This is a genomic window from Hymenobacter plasmatis (assembly GCF_020711255.1).
Classification (GTDB): Bacteria; Bacteroidota; Bacteroidia; order Cytophagales; family Hymenobacteraceae; genus Hymenobacter.
This window is the reverse complement of the sequence record NZ_JAJFAW010000022.1, coordinates 1-18,673: the sequence shown is the minus strand read 5'-3', so window position 1 is coordinate 18,673 and position 18,673 is coordinate 1. Positions and strand designations below refer to the sequence as shown.

Genomic DNA, 18,673 nt, shown 5'->3' with positions numbered 1-18,673 from the left:
CACGACCCAACGATTCGTGCTGCGGTGAGAAGATGCTTCGCAGCGCTCTGCATGACAAGAGGTCCTCGGCATCACGTCCCCTCCCACTACCAAACAAGCCCAAACTAGTCGGCACGCCTAACACTTTGCGGAAAAATTGCTACCTTTTCGAGGCTAAAATTCCCACCTCATGTTTACGCTCACGCCCGACCGTTCTGTCGTTCTTAAAGCTCTGGCCGACACCATTATTCCAGCCCTGCCCGATGGCAGCCCGCCCGGCTCAACCGGCTTAAATCTGGAGAAGCTACAGGAGGCCATCCGGGAGCAGCCGCTGGGCGCGCAAGCCGAATTCGGCAAGCTGCTCGACCTGATGGACAAGCCCCTGCTTGGCCTCACTTGGTTTGGGCCGCTGAAGCCGTTCCGCAAGCTGGACCCCGCGCAGCGCGAGCAGCTGCTGCAAAGCTGGGCGGCCTCCAACGTGCCGCAGCTGCGCAAAGGCTTTCAGGCGGTGCGTAAGCTGTGCACGCTGCTCTACTACGGAGGCAGCATGGCCGAAGTGCCGGCGGCCTGGGGCTTTCTGGGCTACCCTGGGCCCGACGAAAAGCCCGTGGACACCCCCAAGCCCATTAAAACCCTACACCCCACCCAGGACGCCGAATACGACTGCGACGTGCTGGTGATTGGCAGCGGCGCGGGCGGCGGCGTGGTGGCCGGTGAGCTGGCTGAGGCCGGGCACGATGTGCTGGTTATCGAAAAAGGCCCCTACTGCCACGGCTGCGACTTTACCCAGCGCGAAGTAGACATGCTGGGCACCCTCTACGACGCCAAAGGCACGCTCTCGACCCAAGACGGCAGCATTGGCATCCTGGCAGGCTCCTGCCTGGGCGGCGGCACCACCGTGAACTGGGCAGGCTCGTTCCGTACCCCCGACTACGTGCTGCAGGAATGGGCCCGCGAGCACGACGCGCCCCAGTTCACGACCCTGGAGTTCAAGGAAAGCCTCAACGCCGTGGCCCGCGCCATCAGCGTGAACACCAACTACACCCGGCACAACGGCCAGAACCAGGCCCTTTGGGATGGCTCCACCAAATTGGGCCAGGAAGTGAAGCTGATTCCGCGCAACGAAAAAGGCCTTACGGATTCCGACACGCACTTCCGCGCCCTGGGCTACACCACCCTCGGCGATGCCCACGGCATCAAGCAAGGCACCCTCAATACCTATTTGCTCACCGCTTTTGAGCACGGCGCCCGCATCCTGGCCGACACCAAAGTAGAGCGCGTGACCATCGCCCACGGCCGCGCCACCGGCGCCGAGGCCGTGCACACCACGGCCGATGGCCGCACGGTGCGCATCACGGTGCGGGCCCGGCGCGTGGTGGTGGCCGGCGGCGCCATCCAGACGCCCGCGCTGCTGCTGCGCTCCGGCCTGAAGCACCCGCACCTGGGCCGCCACCTGCACCTGCACCCCACTGTGGTGGTGGGCGCCCGCTACCCCCACCCCATGAACTCCTGGCACGGCCCCAGCATGAGCGTGGTAAACGACACCTACACCATGCTGCACGGCACCAACTTCGGCGCCAAGCTCGAAACGCCCCCCACCCACCCCGGCCTGTTGAGCATGGTGCTGCCCTGGCTCTCGGGGCGGCAGCACCACGAGCTGATGCGCGACGCCAACCACCTGGGCTCGTTCATTGTGCTGACCCGCGACCGCGATGGCGGCCGCGTGAGCATCGACAAGCACGGCGCCCCCCTGATTGACTACACCCTGTCGGACTTTGACCGCGCTAACATGCTGGAGGGCGTGCGCGCCGCCGCCCAAATCCACATCGCGGCGGGGGCCACCACCGTGTACCTGCCCCACGGCACCCTGCCCACCCTGCACGCCCAGAACGGCACCCTGCAAAACCCCGAAGTGCTCGACAAGCTGCCGCACCTGAGCTGGAAGCCCAACCAGTTTGGCCTCTACAGCGCCCACCAGATGAGCACCTGCCGCATGGGCGGCGACCCGGCCACCCACCCGCTCAAGCTCAACGGCGAAACCGTGGAGGTGCAAAACCTCTTCGTGGCCGATGGCTCGGCTTTTCCGGCGTGCAGCGGCGTCAACCCCATGCTCACCATCATGGCCCTGGCCCACTTCACGGCCCAAGGCATGAAAACCAGCGATGCCCGCCCCGGCCGCACCCTACCTTTGGCCCCGACATTGGGCCAACATGCAACTACATAAGAACTGGATAACGCCGCGCCGGATAAGCACCACGCTGTTTTTTGGCGGCTTGCTGCTGCTGGGGCTGCTTTTGCACCGCGACTACGGCATGGGCTGCGACGAGCCACTTGAAAGAGAGGCCGGCTACCTCAGCTTACGATACGTGGCACAACGTATAGCTCCGCAACTACTCGAAACTCGCCATCTAACAGGCCTAGCCGAATTACGTACCTACCGGGATGCCGACCACGGAGTAGCTTTTCAATTGCCCATGGCTGTGATAGAAACAGCCTTTTTCCGCCATAACCTGCAGGGGGCTTACTGGCTGCGTCACCTGTTGTGCTTTGGCACGTTCGTCCTTGGGGTTTGGGCAGTGTATCGTCTGGGAACCGACCGGTTTGGTAGCTGGCGCTGGGGAATGCTTAGCGCTGTAGTAATGGTGCTTTCGCCCCGCATTTTCGCTGAGGCGTTCTACAACTATAAGGATTTGGTGTTCATGAGTCTTTTCGCAGTAGGTGGTCTCACGCTCACGCGCCTGTTGCGTCGGCCTACGGCGGGACGGGCAGCTACGCATGCGTTGATTACGGCCCTGGCTACCGACGTGCGAATTATGGGCCTAATGCTTCCAGTCCTTACGATATGTTTTGGCGTACTTGAAATGTGGGCGCAGCCTAGTCGGCGGCTGGCGATGGCCCGTACGCTTGCCCTTTATGTGGCCGCAACAGGCCCATTGGTGGTACTTTTCTGGCCTTATTTGTGGGATGCACCTGTACAGCGACTTTGGGAGTGCTTCAACAGTTATAGTCACTACCGCCAAACGATGCAAGTTTTTTATCTGGGAAAGATGGTATCGTGCCAACGACTGCCTTGGCATTATCTCTCTGTATGGTTGATAGTAACTACACCTGTTTCCTATACGCTATTATTCTTGGGGGGCGCAGTTAGTACGCTCCGAGAGTTCTTACGACGCCAACAGGAGTTTATAAAGGATGTGGCGGGCAGAAGCGACCTGCTTTTTGGTGCTTGGTGCTTGGGTCCGCTTGCTTTTATTGCGCTCAATAATTCGGCAGTTTACGACGGCTGGAGGCATGTTTACTTCATTTATCCCGCATTTGTGCTACTAGCCGTCCGAGGCCTATCGGCCGGAGTCCATGCCTGGCAGACCGCGCCGCTTGCTTCGGCCCGGCGGCAATTGGGAATAGGCGCAGCTGCCTTGCTGGCGGCGGCCACAGCCCACACAATTGCGCGCCAAGTGGCCGACCACCCATATCAATGTGCTTATTTCAGCTTCCTGCCTGGTTCAGTTGTGGAAAGCTTATTTGAACGGGACTATTGGGGTATATCGGCTCGCGACGGGCTAGCTTGGGTGTTGGCTCATGATAATCGAAGTAACGTTACCATTAGCGATACACTTAATTCAAAACTTTTTATCAGCAACAACGCACTACTGCTCCCTAGCAATGACCAAGCCCGACTCCGTTTTGTGTCTAATGCCCGAGCAGATTACTTCTTCGGCATGTACCGCTGGCACCCGGAAGCTTACGATGCCTCGTATGGCACGCCCATCCACGAAATCCGCGTAGCGGGCCTGCCCATCCTCACGGTTTTTCGTCGCTGAGCGCACAGGTTGGCCAAACGTTTCTACAGAGTTAAACAAGTTGAGCCGGCCTTCGAAGCACTAGAGGCGCTGGAGGTGTTCTAGCGCGGGCGCTGGTTGCCTTTACTGCCCGAAGGTTCTTTAGCTGGCCCAACGAGGTGGAGCACAGCTGCTGCGCTGCTCAGCCCAACTTCCCTACGAGCGGTGCGCAAGGACGGAAGCACGCTTAACAGCCGTGGTTTTTGCGCCTATGCGCACCCAATTACGTGTTTTTGCGTACTCGTAGGAATATTGCTATTCCCACACCTTATGCGCTTTGCCTCTTTTTCTGCGCTTTTGCTAGCCTCCGGATTAGCATTGGGCAGTTGCTCCATATTTCGTCACCGGGAGAAAGCCCCGGTGGTTGAAACGGTGCGCACACCCGACTCGCCCACACCGCCTACCGCCGCCCGCGACCTGGCCGACGTGATGACCACCGAGCTCAAGCTCACCCCCGACCAGACGCTGCGGGTCCGCACCATTCTCAACGGTACCGTGGCCCAGGCCAATGCGGCCAAGGAGAAGTTCCCGGCTCAGTCGCCCCAGCTCATGGCCGAGCTGAAACGCATCAACATCGAGTCGCAGAAAGAGCTACGCGTGGTGCTGGGTCCCGCAAAATTTAAGCAGCTGCAAGTCAATCAGCGCAAGATGGCGGCCGAGATGCAGCAGCGCCAGAAGTAGCGCCACGCCGCAAGTCCGCGTTACAAATGTTTCACCAACAAGGATATTAGCTGGCGAACCCGCGGGGTGTAGGGTGGGTACATGGCCTTGATGCCCGTGAAGCCCACGCGCTGGCGCATCACCCCTTTTTCGTTGCTGAATGCCAGGAAGCCCGAGTGGCCGTGGGCCTTGCCCAGGCCGCTGTTGCCCACGCCGCCGGTGGGCAGCTCGGGGTGCGCGAAGTGGAGCACGGTTTCGTTGACGCCCGCGCCGCCGGCGGAGATGTTTTCCAGCAAGTAGCGGCGGTTTTCGGCGTTGCCTGAGAAAACGTATTGAGCCAGGGGCTTGAGCCGGGCGTTGATGTACTTGGCGGTTTCGCTCAGATTTTTAAACGTGAGTACGGGCAAGAGCGGGCCGAAAATCTCCTCTTCCAGAATGCGGGCGCCGGCCGGCACGTTGGTCAGAATAGTGGGCTCGATGTAGTTCTGCGAGGCATCGACGGTGCCGCCGGCCACCACCGTGGCGCCGCGGGTCTGGGCGTCTTCGAGCAGGCCGGCCAGGCGGGCGAAATGGTGCTGGTTCACGACCCGGGCCAGCGAATCCGATTGCTGAATCCCGGCGCCGTTCGGGTTGTAAGCGCGCTGAATGGCGGCGGCCAGCTCCGTGAGCAGGGCCGGCTGCACGCTTTCCTGCACCAGCAGGTAATCGGGCGCTACGCAGGTCTGGCCGTTGTTGAGGAACTTGCCCCACACGATTTTCTCCGCCGCGTCGCGCAGGTTAGCTGTCTCATCCACCACGGCGGGGTTCTTGCCACCTAGCTCCAGGGTGAGGCCGCTGAGGTGGCAGGCGGCGGCGCGCATCACAATTTTGCCTACCTCGGGGCTGCCGGTGAAGAAAATGTGGTCCCAGGGCAGTTTGAGCAGTTCGGTGGCCACTTCCTTGTCGCCCTGCAGCAGCAGCACCTCGTTGGGCTGAAACAGGTCTTCGCACAGACGCTGCAGCAGCGCCGAGGTGGCGGGCGTTTGCTCGGCGGGTTTGATGACTACCGCGTTGCCGGCCGCAATGGCGGATATCAAAGGCCCCACGGCCAGGTAAAACGGGTAGTTCCAGGGCGAGATAATGAGCACCACGCCCTTGGGCTCCACCTGCACCCACGAGCGGGTGCCCAGCAGCGCTAGTGATACGCCCACCCGGCGCGGCGCCATCCACCGCTTCAGGTGCTTCACGGTGTGCTTCAGCTCTACCAGCGACGTCCAGATTTCGGTCATGTCGGTTTCGGCTGCCGGCTTGCGGAAATCAGCGTACAGGGCGTCCTGAATGGCCGTGCGGTTGGCGTGCAGCCAGTTGCTGAGCTTCTGCAGGCGGGCCCGGCGGGCGGCCACGTCTTGGCGGCGCAGCGCGGGCGCCTGCTGCCGCAGGGCATCAAACTGGGCTTGAAACGCGTTCGCCGGCTCCGGCGAAGCCGCCGCAGCGGGAACGGAGTGGGGCACTGAAACAGCAGGTTGCATGGGCAGAAAAGAGCAGCTGGCCAACCACCGCGGTACTGGCTCGCTTAAAGATACGCCGGGCTTGCAATATTCCGGGTCGTGGGCCGTCTGCGCGCGTGGCAGTGGCGGGGCATTCGGCCAGCGCCGTGCCGGTGTTACCTTTGTGTCTTGCCCTGCGAGCACCGGCTCGCCATCTTAACCCTTTTGCTACCCCTCGCCCCACGTTTTATCCCGGGGCAGCCTGCTGTATTTACCGTTACTTTTTCCGTGAACTGTTATTATCCTCGCTGCGCCATGCGGCTGTTTGTTGCGCTTTTTTTCAGTCTGCTTTCTATCTCCCCCAGTTTTGCCAGCTCAACCCGCCTGACCATCGGCGGCCCGGACACCACCTGCACCAGCACCACCTCGGCCCCCGCTCCTGCGGATACCACCCTGGCCAAGGCCCACCGCCCCGGCGTGCCGGCCACAACCGCCGTGCCGCTGGCCGCAGCCGATACGCTGGGGCCGCACGCCCGGAACGCGCAGGGCCGCATCTCCGACTACACCGTGGCGCCCGGCGTGACGTGGCACTACGAGAAGCCCCGCCCCTTTAGCTGGCTGCTGCACATCCCGCGTGACCTGGGCCAGTTTCCGGGCTATGCCTTCCGCAAAGACAATACCCGCACGTTCATGGGCCTGGCCGTGAGCTCCCTGGTGCTGTGGACGGCCGACCAGGCCATCACGGATGCCGCGCAGCAGTTCGGCCGCTATGTGGGGCTGAAGGAGGCCAGCACCCAGAAGACGCTGGTGTACATCCCCTTCCACATCGGCACCGCCAACCTGCCGTTCGAGTTCAACGTGCCCGATAACCTGAACAGCTCGTTCTACTTTCTCGGCGATGGCTGGACGCACCTCACTGTGGCCAGCAGCTTCTGGATTTACGGCGGCATTAAGAAAGACAACCGCGCCCTGCGCACGTCCAGCGAGCTCGGCGAGGCCATATTCAGCACCGGCCTGGTCATCCAGACGCTCAAGCGCCTCACCGGCCGCCAGAGCCCCTACGTGGCCACCAAAGACCGCGGCGAGTGGCACCTGTTTCCGTCGTACGACCGCTACCAGCACTTCGTGCCCAACTACGACGCCTTCCCCACCGGCCACCTGGCCACGGCCATGGCCACGGTCACGGTCATCGCCGACAACTACCCCGAGTACCACTTCATTCGCCCCCTGGGCTACTCACTGATGGGCCTGTTGGGCTACTCCATGCTCAACAACGGCGTGCATTGGGCCAGCGACTACCCCATCGGTATTGCCCTGGGCTACGCGTTTGCCAAAATTGCCGTGCGCAACGGTCGCACCCGCGTGGAGCCGCTGCAGGACCCGGCTGCTCACGGCACTGGCTTCCAGACCATGCCGCGGCGCAAGCCCTGGTACCGGCAGGGCAACTTTTCGCCCTACAACTACGGCCCCTTCACGGGCGCCTCGTGGTCGCTGCGCTGGTAGCTCGGAATAGTGCAGGCGGGGCGCTGGCTACTTGAGCAAGGGCGGCGGCGTATAGTCCAGCGGCAAGGCTTCGCCTTCTTTTTCAAAGCCCCAATAACCGTCCACCTTGATGCTAAGCGGATTGGTGAGGTGACCAGTCGGCAAAATCCACGCTTCCGGGCCCAGGAGCTGCAGTGCCGATACTTCCAGGGTGGACTCATACGCCACCTGCCGGCCCAGCGCGGTTTGGCTCTTGGCGGCCCAGCGTTTTTCGGCAGACTCCATCATCTGGTTGCGGCGCAAGATTGCCATGTGCGCGGCATACACGGCATCGGGCCGCTCGTTTTGATACGTGACCTGCAGGCCATCGTACGGGTATTTCAGCTTCACGCGGCCGGATTTGGCATCCACGGAGCGAATTTGCGCGGCGCTCAGCGGCTGCTTGTAGATGCGGGTGAGCACCCCCGGCTCGGGCGTGAGCACTTGCGCCAGCGAGTCGCCGGCTGCGGCCACCCGCGCCTGCGCCTGGGCCGAGTTGGGCTCGCTCACCATGGCCCGCACCAGGAAGCCTTCCTCCTCCACGCGCTGGTCGAGCACGCTGCGCAGAAAGTGCGGAAACGAGCCGGCGTAAGCCAAGCGGCGGTTTTCTTCCCAGCGCCTTTGCTGCTTGGCATCGGTGCTCTTCAGCTCCTCGAACCGGGGCGCCGAGACGAACTCGCACCGGTTGGCCCGGTAGTAGACTTTGAAGTCAAAGTTGTGGTAAGTAATGCGGTAGCCCAACGCCTGGTTTATCACCTGCAGGTTGTGGGGCGCCACGGCAAATAGCTCCTGGCGCTTCTCATCGAAGACCACCACCACGTCCTGCGGGTTTTCGATGCGGCATTGCCGGGACAGGGTGCTGTTGCCCAAAAACTGCCTCATGAACTTCTGAAAATCGCCGGGCCGGTTTTTGGTGGGCCGCACCACCACCTCGCCGAGTTGCGCGGGGGCCGGCTCCAGGCTGGCCACGACCGTGGCCGCCTGCTGCAGGTCCACCGTTTTGGTGTACAGCAGGTAGCCCACGTACGACACCATAAACTCGTACCGCCCGCCCGGCAGGCCCGCCAGCTGGAAATGGCCCGTCGAATCGGTGGTGGTGCCGTAGGTGGTATTGGCCAGAAACACGCTCGCGTACGCCAACGGCTTCTGCGTGCGGGCGTCGCGCACCTGCCCGTCGAGCTTTACCTGGGCCTGGGCCGGGAGCTGCCCCAGCACCACGGCCAGCAGCAGGAAAAGTTGAGCTGTAAAGAGGCGCACGGGTTTAGTAGAAATAGGAGTATTTAGCTGCTAGTATACACCTTTTTCCTAACTTGACGGCCGTCGGGTATTGCTCCCAGCTTGGCAGCCGGAAGAAGGGTTCTGGCGGCTTCTACCTTTATTCATCCTTCTCGTCTCTACCTATGTCAAGTACTCACCGTCGGCTGGGCGGGCTTTGCGCGTGCCTGCTGCTCCTGGCCGGGTCGGCGTTCCAGTTCCCGGCCGAGGACGGCGCCTTTCAGCGCATTGTCAAAAGCCTGGTTAATTTCTACGGCACCTCGCTGCCGGAGAAAGCCTACCTGCACCTCGACCGGCCTTTCTACGCCCGGGGCGAAACCGTCTGGTTTAAGGCCTACGTGGTAGAAGCCGATACCCACCGCCCGGATACGCTCAGCAAAGTGCTTTACGTGGACTTGCTATCGGAGCAGCAGGGCTTGGTGGCCCAGCGCACCTTGCGCCTGCAGGGAGGGCTGGCCCACGGCGACCTAGCCTTGCCCGACTCCCTGCCCATGGGCACTTACCAGCTGCGCGCTTATACCAGCTGGATGCGCAACGCCGGAGCGGCCTTCTTCTTCACCCGTCCGCTGGTGGTCCTTGGCGGGGCCAGCAGTCGCGCCGCAGCGGCTGCCGCTACGGCCAAAGCAATTACCCGCGATGTGCAGTTTTTCCCGGAGGGCGGCAACCTGGTGGAGGGAATCGAAAGCGAGGTGGGATTTAAGGCCGTGGACGGGAGCGGCCACGGCGTAGCCTTGCAGGGCACCGTGGTAGATGCCCAGAACCGGCCCGTGGCCACTTTTAGCACCCGTCACCTGGGCATGGGCTCTTTCCGACTCCTACCGGCGCCGGGGCAGCAGTACCGGGCCATCGTGTCATCGTCCACCGACTCGAAAGCCGAATACCCGCTGCCGGCCAGCCAGCCCTCGGGCTACAGCCTGCGCGTGAGCGAAACGGCCGAAGAGTTTGTGGTCGTGATGCAGCGGAAGCTGGCGCCCGGCACCACTGCCGCCGGCCCCGCACTGCTGCTGGCACAGGTGCGCGGCAAGGTGGCGTACGCGGCCCAGATGCCCCTAAGCGGCGCGGTGGCCATCACGGCGCGGTTGCCGAAAGGCAAGTTTTTGCCCGGCCTGGCCCACATTACCCTCTTCGATGAGCAAGGAACGGCCCAGTGCGAGCGGCTGGTGTTTGTGCCCAACCCGCCCGGCGTTCGCCTGACGCTCGCGCCCGACAAGCCCACGTACGCCCCGCACGAAGCCGTGCGCCTGCGCCTAACGGCCACCGACGCCGCCGGCCAGCCGGTGGCGGGCCAGTTTTCGGTAGCCGTGACCACCCAAACCCCGACCATTGGCCAGGGCCCCACCATCGCCTCGCACCTGCTGCTGACCTCCGACCTGGGCGGCGTGGTAGAAGACCCCGGCTACTACTTCCGCGATTCCCAGACGTCGGAATACCGTCAGGCCCTCAACGACCTGCTGCTCACGCAGGGCTGGCGGCGCTTTGTGTGGAAAGAGCTGCTGGCCGGCCAGCTTCCCGGGCGGGAGTTTGCGCTGGAACAAGGCCTGAGCGTGAGCGGGCAGGTGCTCACGGGGCCCAATCAGCCCGCGGCCGCGCACCAAGTGGCCTATATGCAGGCCAGCCCCACGCGTGAAGCCCAGATGCTGACCGATGCCACCGGCCACTTCCGGTTTCACGGCCTCGACGGACTCGATACCACGCACGTGATGCTGCGCGCGCTGCCCGCCAAGGGCGAGCACGAGCTCACCATCCGCTTATTGGCCCCGCCGCCGTTTGAGGTACTGCTGCCTAATGCCTTGCACCACACTCCGGCGGCCTTAGCCGAGTACGTGCGCAGCAGCCAGCAGCAACGCACCCTGGAACAACGCTACCAGCTCAACCCCGGAAAGTCCATTGTACTCGGCAACGTGAACGTGCGGGGCAAGAAGGCCAACGTGCCGGCCGACGACGCCACGCGCACTTACACTACCCGCAATGCGGTGGTCCTGCAAGTGGGCGATTTGAAAGTGGGCGATAGCCGCACCGTGCTGCAATACCTGCAGGGCCGGGTGGCGGGCGTTGCCGTATCGGGCAATACGGTCAACATTCGCGCAGCCGCGACCATTGGCGACAACTACCGGCTTGTTGAGCCGCTGTTCCTGATTGACGGCGCCATCGTACCGGCCGATGTTTTTGCCTCCTACCCCGTGCAGGAAATCCAAACCATCGACGTGCTGAATCAAAGTGCGGCTGGCTTGTTTGGCACCAAAGCCTACGGGGGCGTTATCGCGCTGCACTCGCGCCAGGCCAGCTCAATAAATCGAGCCGACCCCATGGCCACGTTTGCAGCCGCGCGCACCGGGGTGCTATCCGTGCAGGTGCCCGGCTATTACCGGGCCCGCGAATTTTATGCCCCGCGCTACGAGGCCGCTACCGCCACCACCGCGCCCGACCCGCGCTACACCACCCTGTACTGGGCCCCCGAAGTCCGCACCGATGCCACGGGCCAGGCTCAGCTCAACTTCTTCACCTCCGATGCCACCGGAGCCTTCCAGGCCACGGCCGAAGGGCTGAATGCCAACGGCGCACCCATGCGCGGGACGGCAGCGCTTGTCGTGAAATAGTCCACCGAAGCCCCCGCAAACCCACAAAAAAAGCCCGTTCCTAGCTAGGAGCGGGCTTTTTCAATGCTAAAAGCGGGCTTACTTGAACAGGCCCTTCTTCACGGTCCGGTGGCCGTTTTCGTCCACTTTCACCTTCGTACCGTCGGCCATTTTGATTTTGCGGGAGCCGTCGTCATCCACTTTCACTTTGGCGCCGTTGCCGTACTTGGTCTTGCGGTCGCCGTCGTTTTCACGTTCCAGTTTTTTAATGCCCGAGCCCTGCCCGACATTGCCGGTGCGCACGCCCGTGCGGATGGGAGCCACTTGGGCTGGCACCAACGAATACGGGCCTTCGCCATAGGTGGCGCGGTTGGAAGAGTAGGTGTTGTAGTACGCGGGATTGTTCAGCGCGGTGCGCACCTCCTCGTCGGCCTGGTCATTTACCTGGCGCACGGCGGTGTAGCGGCCCAGGGTGTCGTTGGCGTAGCGGGTTTGCAGTTCGCCGAGGCGGCGGCCGCGGGTATAGTAGGTCTTTTCAATGCGGGTCACTACCACGGTATCGGTGAGCTTGAGGTCTTCGGCTACCCGGGCGGCCATGCGGCGGGCATCGTCGTGCGCGGCCATGGTGTCGGCCGTCATGCCTGCGCTATTGGCATCGGTGACGGGTGCGGTCGTGGTGGTTTCCACTTTTTTCTCTTGGCGGCAAGCGGCGGTGCCGAGGGTAGCAGCTAAGAGCAGCAGGCCGAGGAATTTGGTATTCATGATGAATTGCAAAAAAAGTAAGCGGGTAGACACTGCTATGTTGCAGTGTCTACCCGCTGATACGGCTGGGTTTAAGTCGAGGTTATAAAGGCACTGTGGGACATTTTTAGGTGTTCACGGTTTCGCCCCCGTTGGGATGCAGGGTTTGGCCCGTGAAGTACGAGGCGTCTTCGCTGGCCAGAAACACGTAGGCCGGGGCCACTTCGCTGGGCTGGCCGGGGCGCTTCATGGTGGTGTCTTTGCCGAAGGTACCCACTTTCTCGGGCGGGAAGCTGGCCGGGATGAGCGGCGTCCAGATGGGGCCGGGCGCTACGGAGTTGACCCGGATTTTCTTCTCGGCCAGCTGCTGGGCCAGCGAGCGCACAAACACCGTGATGGCGCCTTTGGTAGCCGAGTAGTCGAGCAGCTGCTGGTTGCCGCGGTAGGCGTTGATGCTGGACGTGCAGATGATGGAGTCGTCCGCTTTCAGGTGCTTGAGCGCGGCCCGGCTCACGCGCACAAACGAGAAGAAGTTCACGTCGAACGTGTCGCGCCACTGCTGGTCGGTAATCTCCGCCAGGTCGGTGCTGGGGAACTGCTCGGCGGCGTTGTTCACCACAATATTGAGCCGGCCCAATTCCTGCACGGTGCGCTCCACGATGTCCTGGCAGTAGCTGGGGTCGCGCAGGTCGCCGGGCAGGGTGAGGCAGCGGCGGCCTTCGGCTTCCACCAGCTGGCGGGTGTCGTAGGCGTCCTGCTCCTCCTGGGGCAGGTAGGTGATGGCCACGTCGGCCCCCTCGCGGGCGTAGTGCACGGCCACGGCCCGGCCAATGCCGGAGTCGCCGCCCGTGATAAGGGCTACTTTGCCCAAGAGCTTGTCGCTGCCCCGGTAGCTGGGGCGAATGTAGATGGGCATGGGCGTCATTTCGGCCTCGACGCCGGGTTGCTGGTTTTGGTGCTGCGGGGGCAAGGTGGTGGGTTGGTTAGCCATAGCGGGGGTTAGCAATAAGGATGAAAAAGGATGTCTTGGGCTAACGGGCGGGGTTGGGCGGGGTTATCGTCGAGCCTAGCCGGGGCAGTGCCCGCGGTGGAGTTTCTAACTTGCGGCCCAAAGCCCGTTATGCTAGCCTTATCCCAGTCCGCCGATGCCCCTTGCCTCCTCCACCCGCCTCAATAAATTCATCAGCGAAAGCGGCTTGTGCTCGCGCCGCGAAGCCGACCGGTTCATCGAGCAGGGCCTGGTGCTCATCAACGGCAAGCCCGCCGGAGTGGGCGACCAGGTGCGTGCCCGCGACCGCGTGACCGTGAACGGCCACAAGCTGGAGCCCAAGCAGGCCGAAGACGCCGTGTACCTGGCCTTCAACAAGCCGGTGGGCATCACCAGCACCTCGGAGCCCGGCGTGCGCGGCAACATCGTGGACTACGTGAACCACGCGGCCCGCGTGTTCCCCATCGGCCGGCTCGACAAGGACTCATCGGGGCTGATATTTCTGACCAGCGACGGCGACATCGTGAACAAAATCCTACGCGCTGGCAACAAGCACGAAAAGGAATACGTGGTGACGGTGGACCGCATCCTTTCCGACCGCATGCTCGAGGAAATGGCCCAGGGCATTCCCATGCTGGGCACCGTCACCAAGCCCTGCCTCATCCAGAAAGAGACGCCCTACATCTTCCGCATCACGCTGGTGCAAGGGCTGAATCGCCAGATTCGCCGCATGGTGGAGCACTTCGGCTACGAAGTAACCAAGCTCGAGCGCGTGCGCATCATGAACGTGACCCTGAAAGGCCTGCCCGTGGGCGACTGGCGCGAGCTCACCCCGCCCGAACTGGCCGGCATCATGAAAATGGTGGAAAAGTCGAGCGGCACCGAAGACGCCTCGGGCGTGAAGCGCGCCCCCAAGACCCCGGCCGTAGACCGGCGCCCCAAGTCTGGCCCGCCCACGCAAAAGAACCCCTCCGCCAACGGCTGGTGGGGCCCACGCCCCGACAAAGCCCAAGCCGCCGGCCCCGGCAAGCGCCCCGCCAAAGCCAGCCCCAGCGGAGCAGCGCGGCCCAAGAGCAAGGGCCCCAGCGCCACCGGCAGCCGGCCCGCATCCAAAGGCAAAACCGGCGCTGGCGGGCGCAGCAAAGGGCCCGCACCCCGGCGCTAAGCCTTGTTGGGCCTGCTTATTTCTTGCGCTTCGCTAGCATCTCAAGTGCCCGTTCCAATACCGGGTCCTGCGCTGCTGCCTGGCTTTTCGCGGCCGATTTCAAGTAGACGTAGACGGGCGGCCGGAAGTCTTCGCGGGGCTGGCCCTTCACATGAAAGAGCCGCTCAGCGGGAATGTTAAAGCCTATACCCGAATTGGGCAAGCTGTAGGAGTAGATGGCGCCGTTGAGCTGGGCCATTTCGGTGCCGACGACCGTGGCCCGGCCCAAGCCATCGAAGCCGATGGCCAGCCCCTCGCCCATGCTACCCGTCCAGCGGCCTACCAGCACCACCATCGGAGCGGTGTAGCGAGGCCCGCGCGGAGCCACGAGTTCCAGCCAGCTGCGACGGATACCGGTTTGCACCTCTTCCCCCGTCAGCTCGTGCCGCTGGTACGGACCCTCCTTGGCAATGAAGCGCCCCATAATAGCTCGTGCCACCGTAGAGTTGCCCCCGCTGGGAGTTTCGCGCAGGTCGAGCACCAAGCCCTGGGTGCCCATGAGAGCCGTCAGGGCGCTGTCGAAGGGCGCAATGAGGCCATTATCAAACAGGCAATTATTGACTTTGATGTAGCCGATGGTACCGAGGCGACGGGTTTCGAGCCGGGCGGGGTATTCGATATGCTCTAGCAGCATTCCGGCACTGTCGGGACGGGCGGTAAAGGGTCGGCCGTTGGCCAGCAGGCTCCAGGTGCGCGGGGTGCGGTGGTCGCCGGCCAGCAGCTGGAGCAAGGCAAAGTTGCGAGCCGCCGCATCGGGTCGCCGCAGCGTGCGGGGCAGGAAGGGCTGGAGGGCAGCATCGATGCCCTGACCGTTGACGGCCGTGAGCACCATGCCCGGGCGCACGCCGCTGCGCGCGGCCCCGAACCCAGGGCGCACGGCCTGCACCACGGCTTGGCCGTTCACAAACTCCGCCCAGATGTCGGTGCCAGAAGGCACAAGGCGGCGCGAGTCGAGCCTGTTGGTGCCCAGGCCGGCGTGGTTGTCGTAAAGCTCGGCCAGGGCGTTTTCGAGCAGCCGGACAAAGGAATTCCGGCTGCTGAGCGTGTCCAGCTGCGGGCGGTAAAGGGCACGCACTTGCGCCCAGTCCGTTTGCTTCTTAGTGAAGTAGCAGTAATCGGTGCGGACAGTGTTCCATAAAAAGTCGAAGTCCTGCTGGTACTGCTGGCGTGTGAGGGCCGCCTTCTGCGCCGCCAGTTGGCCCGGACTTAATAACAGGCTCAGCCCAACGAGCAGTAAAAGCAAGATACGTGGTTTCATTGCGGCAAAGAAACAAGGCCCTGCCTTAGTACGCAGCCACCCCGGCCCTGCCACCCGAACTGATATTGAACCGGAATCAAACCTCCCCGTTTTGGGGTTAGGTTTACTTATGAAGCACTTTTTCCTGGTCCTGTGTTTGTGGCTGCCCCGGACGGTGCTAGCCTTCCAGCCGCTCGAGCCCCTGCAGATTGCCGAGCAGTTTGTGGCCCCGGCCGGCTGGCCCGACATGAAGGCCTACCTCTGCTGCGAAGCCGCCGGCCAAGCCAAGCGCGAAACCCTGGGCCAGCAAATTCCGGCGCGGCTGCAGCGCGTGTGCCAGCTGGTGCAGCAGGGCTCCACTACCGCGGTGGTGGCCGTGGAGCTACGTGACTCACTAGACCGCAAAGACTTTTACCTGCATTTCGGCAAAGAAGCCGGCGCCTGGAAGCTGCTGGCCATTCGCAACCTGGCCATGACGCACCTCGGGCCGCCCATGGTGGAGCTACTCGCGGCCATGCCCCCGGCCGCCGTAGCCGAGTACGACCAGAAGCACCCCGACGCTAGCCACGCCTTCACCCTGGGCAACCTCCGGCTGTGGACCAGCGCCGACGCCGACATCGCCGCGCATTTTGCCCGCAACCGGGCCGATTTCCAGAAAGTTCTGCGCCTCGTGCAGGCCGGCAAGTACTTCGCACCCAGCGGTCCGGCTGCTACCACCGAGCAAACTGTCAACGCCGACCCAGCCGTGCACGCCCTGCTCCGCAAGCTGTACCTGGCCCAGGTAACGCGCGGCCAAACCGGCTGCGAGAGCTGTCTGGAGTTCGTCATCGGCGGCAAAGTGAGCAGCACCGTGGGCCTGCTCTACCAGCCGCAAGCCACCCTGCTCCCGGCCATGAGCCCCGACCACCTTATCGTGCTCAAGCCGCTGGGCGCCGGCTGGTATTTATATAAAACTGTTTGAGAAACGCCGCTCCGGCCCATGCGGCGGCCCAGGCCGGTACCTTTGCGGTCCCAACGCCCCGCCCTATGAAGACACCGCTCCCCGCTCCTGCTCCTGAAAAAGACCAGCTGCACCCGCGCAACCCGCACCGCGGTCCCTACGATTTCCCGCAGCTGAGCCAGCGCAGCCCTGAGCTGGCTCCCTTCGTGCAGCCCAACCAATACGGCAACCTGTCGATTGATTTTGCCAACCCCGCCGCTGTGAAAGCCCTGAACCGGGCCCTGCTGCGGCAGTTCTACGGCATCGAGCACTGGGACATTCCCAAGGGCTATTTGTGCCCCCCCATCCCCGGCCGGGCCGATTATGTGCATTACCTGGCCGATTTGTTGGCCGAAAGCAACGGCGGCACCCTGCCGCCCGGCGAAGACATCACGGTGCTCGACGTGGGCGTGGGCGCCAACTGCATCTACCCCATCATCGGCCGGCGCGAATACGGCTGGCACTTCGTGGGTTCCGATGTGGACGGTGTGGCCGTGCGCGCTGCCCAGCAGATTGAGGCGGCCAACCCCGGCCTGGCTGGCGCCATCGAGTGCCGGCTGCAACCCGCCCGCACCCGCATTTTCGACGGCCTCATCCAAGCCGGCGAGGTGTTTGACCTCACCATGTGCAACCCGCCGTTTCATGCCTCGGCCGCGGCGGCCACGGCCGGCAGCCAGCGCAAAACCAGCAACCTCGGCACCGCGCGCGGCCCCCGGCCGGCCCTGAACTTTGGCGGGCAAAACAACGAGCTGTGGTGCGAGGGCGGCGAGGCTTCGTTCATTCGGCGCATGGTGCAGGAGAGCGGCCGGCGGCCCCGCTCCTGCTACTGGTACACGTCGTTGGTCTCCAAAAAAGAAACGCTACCGGGGGTGTACCGGGCCCTGAAAACGGCCGGCGCCACCGCCGTACGCACCATCGACATGGCCCAGGGCCAGAAAAAAAGCCGCCTCGTGGCCTGGACTTTCCTTACACCGGCGCAGCAAGCCGCGTGGCAAGCGGAACGGTGGGCTAAGGATGCAAATGAAGGTTAAGAAGATAATTAAATGGCCTTTTATAAGGACACTTTTAAAGGAATTAATTTTTAGTGATAAAATTTCTTTTATCATGAATAAAAAGCTTACTTACCAGAAATAGTGCCCTGTTACTTAATTAAGCTCTACTCTATATTCAGGTAAGGCTTTAGGGCGCTGAAAATTTTATCTCGCTTAAGGACTATGAAAATCCAGAATAAGTATGCCCTTTTCCTACTATGCAAAATTAGGTACATACGCAACGGGCAGAATTTAAAATCACTAAAAATCATAAAAGATGGCCGCTTTTACATCTATAATGTAGGTGGAATGCATATTGCTTCCGAAGCTTTCAATTGGTACCTTACCGAAGCTGTTTTAGCACAAGAAGTACGCCGAGTTAGTTGCCGCTACTACACCCCCAAGCCGGGAGATACCGTAGTTGACATTGGAGCTGGACTTGGCGAAGAGACCTGCGTTTACACAACTCTAGTTGGTCAATTAGGAAAAGTGTATGCAATAGAGGCGAATCCGCAAGTATATGACACTTTATATCAAGTAGTTAAACTCAATAAATTCACAAATGTTGAGCCATATAATATGGCCATCAATAATATAACAGAAAAAGTACGCATTGACGATGCACCGACGAGCTACTTATCTTCTTCACTCAATAATATCAGCAAAGGCACTGTATACGAAGTAGACGGCATCCCATTCAAGGAGTTTTGCGCATCCCATGCAATCAAGGAAATAGACCTGCTTAAGGTGAATATTGAAGGTGCCGAGCGTTTTTTGAAAACTGCCTTTGCAGATTCAAGATTAACGATTCATAACGTGGCAATTGCCTGTCATGACTTTCGATATGCAGAGGAAGGAAATGAGTTTTTCAGAACCAAACAACTGGTGAATGATTACCTCAACCAGTACGGCTATGAAACTTGGTCTCAGCAAATTGGAATACCACACATTGACGATTGGGTTTATGGAAAGAAACTAACACCTTGATTTCAGGAAATCCTCCGACTTTTTATGATTGAGTTCATTAGAATACTCACGTGATGTGAGAAGCAACTATTTTCATAGTAGCGCGCTTTTTTTTCTAGCGGTTCCATCATCAACCACTAGACGGTGTTATGCACCTGCAAGTAAATTAAGGGTCGCCGCTTTGGTGAGCATGAGTCCAGCAAAGGCCAGG

14 protein-coding genes are annotated in these 18,673 nt (G+C 61.8%); 9 read left to right on the top strand and 5 right to left on the bottom strand.

All coding sequences use genetic code 11. The features are described 5' to 3' along the window. Nucleotides 1-169: 169 nt before the first annotated feature. The 3 genes from LJ738_RS15380 to LJ738_RS15370 all read left to right on the top strand — a co-directional run bounded on the left by LJ738_RS15380 (nucleotide 170) and on the right by LJ738_RS15370 (nucleotide 4,499). Nucleotides 170-2,203 (top strand): FAD-dependent oxidoreductase, encoded by a 2,034-nt coding sequence (locus tag LJ738_RS15380; RefSeq protein ID WP_227787280.1) that lies wholly within the window; start codon nucleotides 170-172, stop codon nucleotides 2,201-2,203. Next, a complete protein-coding gene (locus LJ738_RS15375) occupies nucleotides 2,190-3,800 on the top strand; it encodes a hypothetical protein (RefSeq protein WP_227787279.1) in 1,611 nt (536 codons plus the stop codon). The genes LJ738_RS15380 and LJ738_RS15375 overlap by 14 nt, the downstream gene beginning before the upstream one ends. Before the next feature lie 390 nt (nucleotides 3,801-4,190). Further along, nucleotides 4,191-4,499, top strand: a complete 309-nt coding sequence (locus tag LJ738_RS15370; protein WP_227787278.1) for a hypothetical protein — start codon at nucleotides 4,191-4,193, stop codon at nucleotides 4,497-4,499. Nucleotides 4,500-4,519: 20 nt separating this feature from the next. On the opposite strand, the gene LJ738_RS15365 is transcribed toward LJ738_RS15370, so the two are convergent. Next, nucleotides 4,520-5,986, bottom strand: coding sequence for an aldehyde dehydrogenase family protein (locus LJ738_RS15365; RefSeq protein WP_227787277.1), 1,467 nt, complete (start codon nucleotides 5,984-5,986; stop codon nucleotides 4,520-4,522). 273 nt (nucleotides 5,987-6,259) lie between these two features. On the opposite strand from LJ738_RS15365, the gene LJ738_RS15360 reads away from it, so the two are divergent. Beyond that, the gene (locus tag LJ738_RS15360) at nucleotides 6,260-7,447 is read left to right on the top strand and encodes a phosphatase PAP2 family protein (RefSeq protein ID WP_227787276.1); all 1,188 of its coding nucleotides are present in this window, start codon (nucleotides 6,260-6,262) and stop codon (nucleotides 7,445-7,447) included. 27 nt (nucleotides 7,448-7,474) lie between these two features. Here the strand turns inward: LJ738_RS15360 and LJ738_RS15355 are convergent, their stop codons facing one another. Then, a complete protein-coding gene (locus LJ738_RS15355; RefSeq protein WP_227787275.1) occupies nucleotides 7,475-8,722 on the bottom strand; it encodes a carboxypeptidase-like regulatory domain-containing protein in 1,248 nt (415 codons plus the stop codon). A 143-nt stretch (nucleotides 8,723-8,865) separates the two neighbouring features. Here LJ738_RS15355 and LJ738_RS15350 point away from each other — a divergent pair, with 143 nt between their 5' ends. Next, nucleotides 8,866-11,337, top strand: a complete 2,472-nt coding sequence (locus tag LJ738_RS15350; protein ID WP_227787274.1) for an MG2 domain-containing protein — start codon at nucleotides 8,866-8,868, stop codon at nucleotides 11,335-11,337. A 78-nt stretch (nucleotides 11,338-11,415) separates the two neighbouring features. Here the strand turns inward: LJ738_RS15350 and LJ738_RS15345 are convergent, their stop codons facing one another. Next, nucleotides 11,416-12,078, bottom strand: coding sequence for a hypothetical protein (locus LJ738_RS15345; RefSeq protein WP_227787273.1), 663 nt, complete (start codon nucleotides 12,076-12,078; stop codon nucleotides 11,416-11,418). A 106-nt stretch (nucleotides 12,079-12,184) separates the two neighbouring features. Continuing rightward, nucleotides 12,185-13,048 (bottom strand): SDR family oxidoreductase, encoded by an 864-nt coding sequence (locus LJ738_RS15340; protein ID WP_227787272.1) that lies wholly within the window; start codon nucleotides 13,046-13,048, stop codon nucleotides 12,185-12,187. Between the two features lie 154 nt (nucleotides 13,049-13,202). Here LJ738_RS15340 and rluF point away from each other — a divergent pair, with 154 nt between their 5' ends. Beyond that, nucleotides 13,203-14,210 (top strand): 23S rRNA pseudouridine(2604) synthase RluF, encoded by a 1,008-nt coding sequence (rluF, locus tag LJ738_RS15335; RefSeq protein ID WP_227787271.1) that lies wholly within the window; start codon nucleotides 13,203-13,205, stop codon nucleotides 14,208-14,210. Between the two features lie 16 nt (nucleotides 14,211-14,226). Here rluF and LJ738_RS15330 read toward each other — a convergent pair whose 3' ends face one another. Next, nucleotides 14,227-15,507, bottom strand: coding sequence for a S41 family peptidase (locus tag LJ738_RS15330; RefSeq protein WP_227787270.1), 1,281 nt, complete (start codon nucleotides 15,505-15,507; stop codon nucleotides 14,227-14,229). Between the two features lie 109 nt (nucleotides 15,508-15,616). Between LJ738_RS15330 and LJ738_RS15325 the strand changes: the two genes are divergently transcribed. The 3 genes from LJ738_RS15325 to LJ738_RS15315 all read left to right on the top strand — a co-directional run bounded on the left by LJ738_RS15325 (nucleotide 15,617) and on the right by LJ738_RS15315 (nucleotide 18,483). Next, entirely contained in the window at nucleotides 15,617-16,447 is an 831-nt protein-coding gene (locus tag LJ738_RS15325) for a hypothetical protein (RefSeq protein WP_227787269.1), read from the top strand. A 65-nt stretch (nucleotides 16,448-16,512) separates the two neighbouring features. Continuing rightward, a complete protein-coding gene (gene rlmF / locus LJ738_RS15320; protein WP_227787268.1) occupies nucleotides 16,513-17,496 on the top strand; it encodes a 23S rRNA (adenine(1618)-N(6))-methyltransferase RlmF in 984 nt (327 codons plus the stop codon). 183 nt (nucleotides 17,497-17,679) lie between these two features. Then, a complete protein-coding gene (locus LJ738_RS15315) occupies nucleotides 17,680-18,483 on the top strand; it encodes an FkbM family methyltransferase (protein ID WP_227787267.1) in 804 nt (267 codons plus the stop codon). Nucleotides 18,484-18,673: the final 190 nt, after the last annotated feature.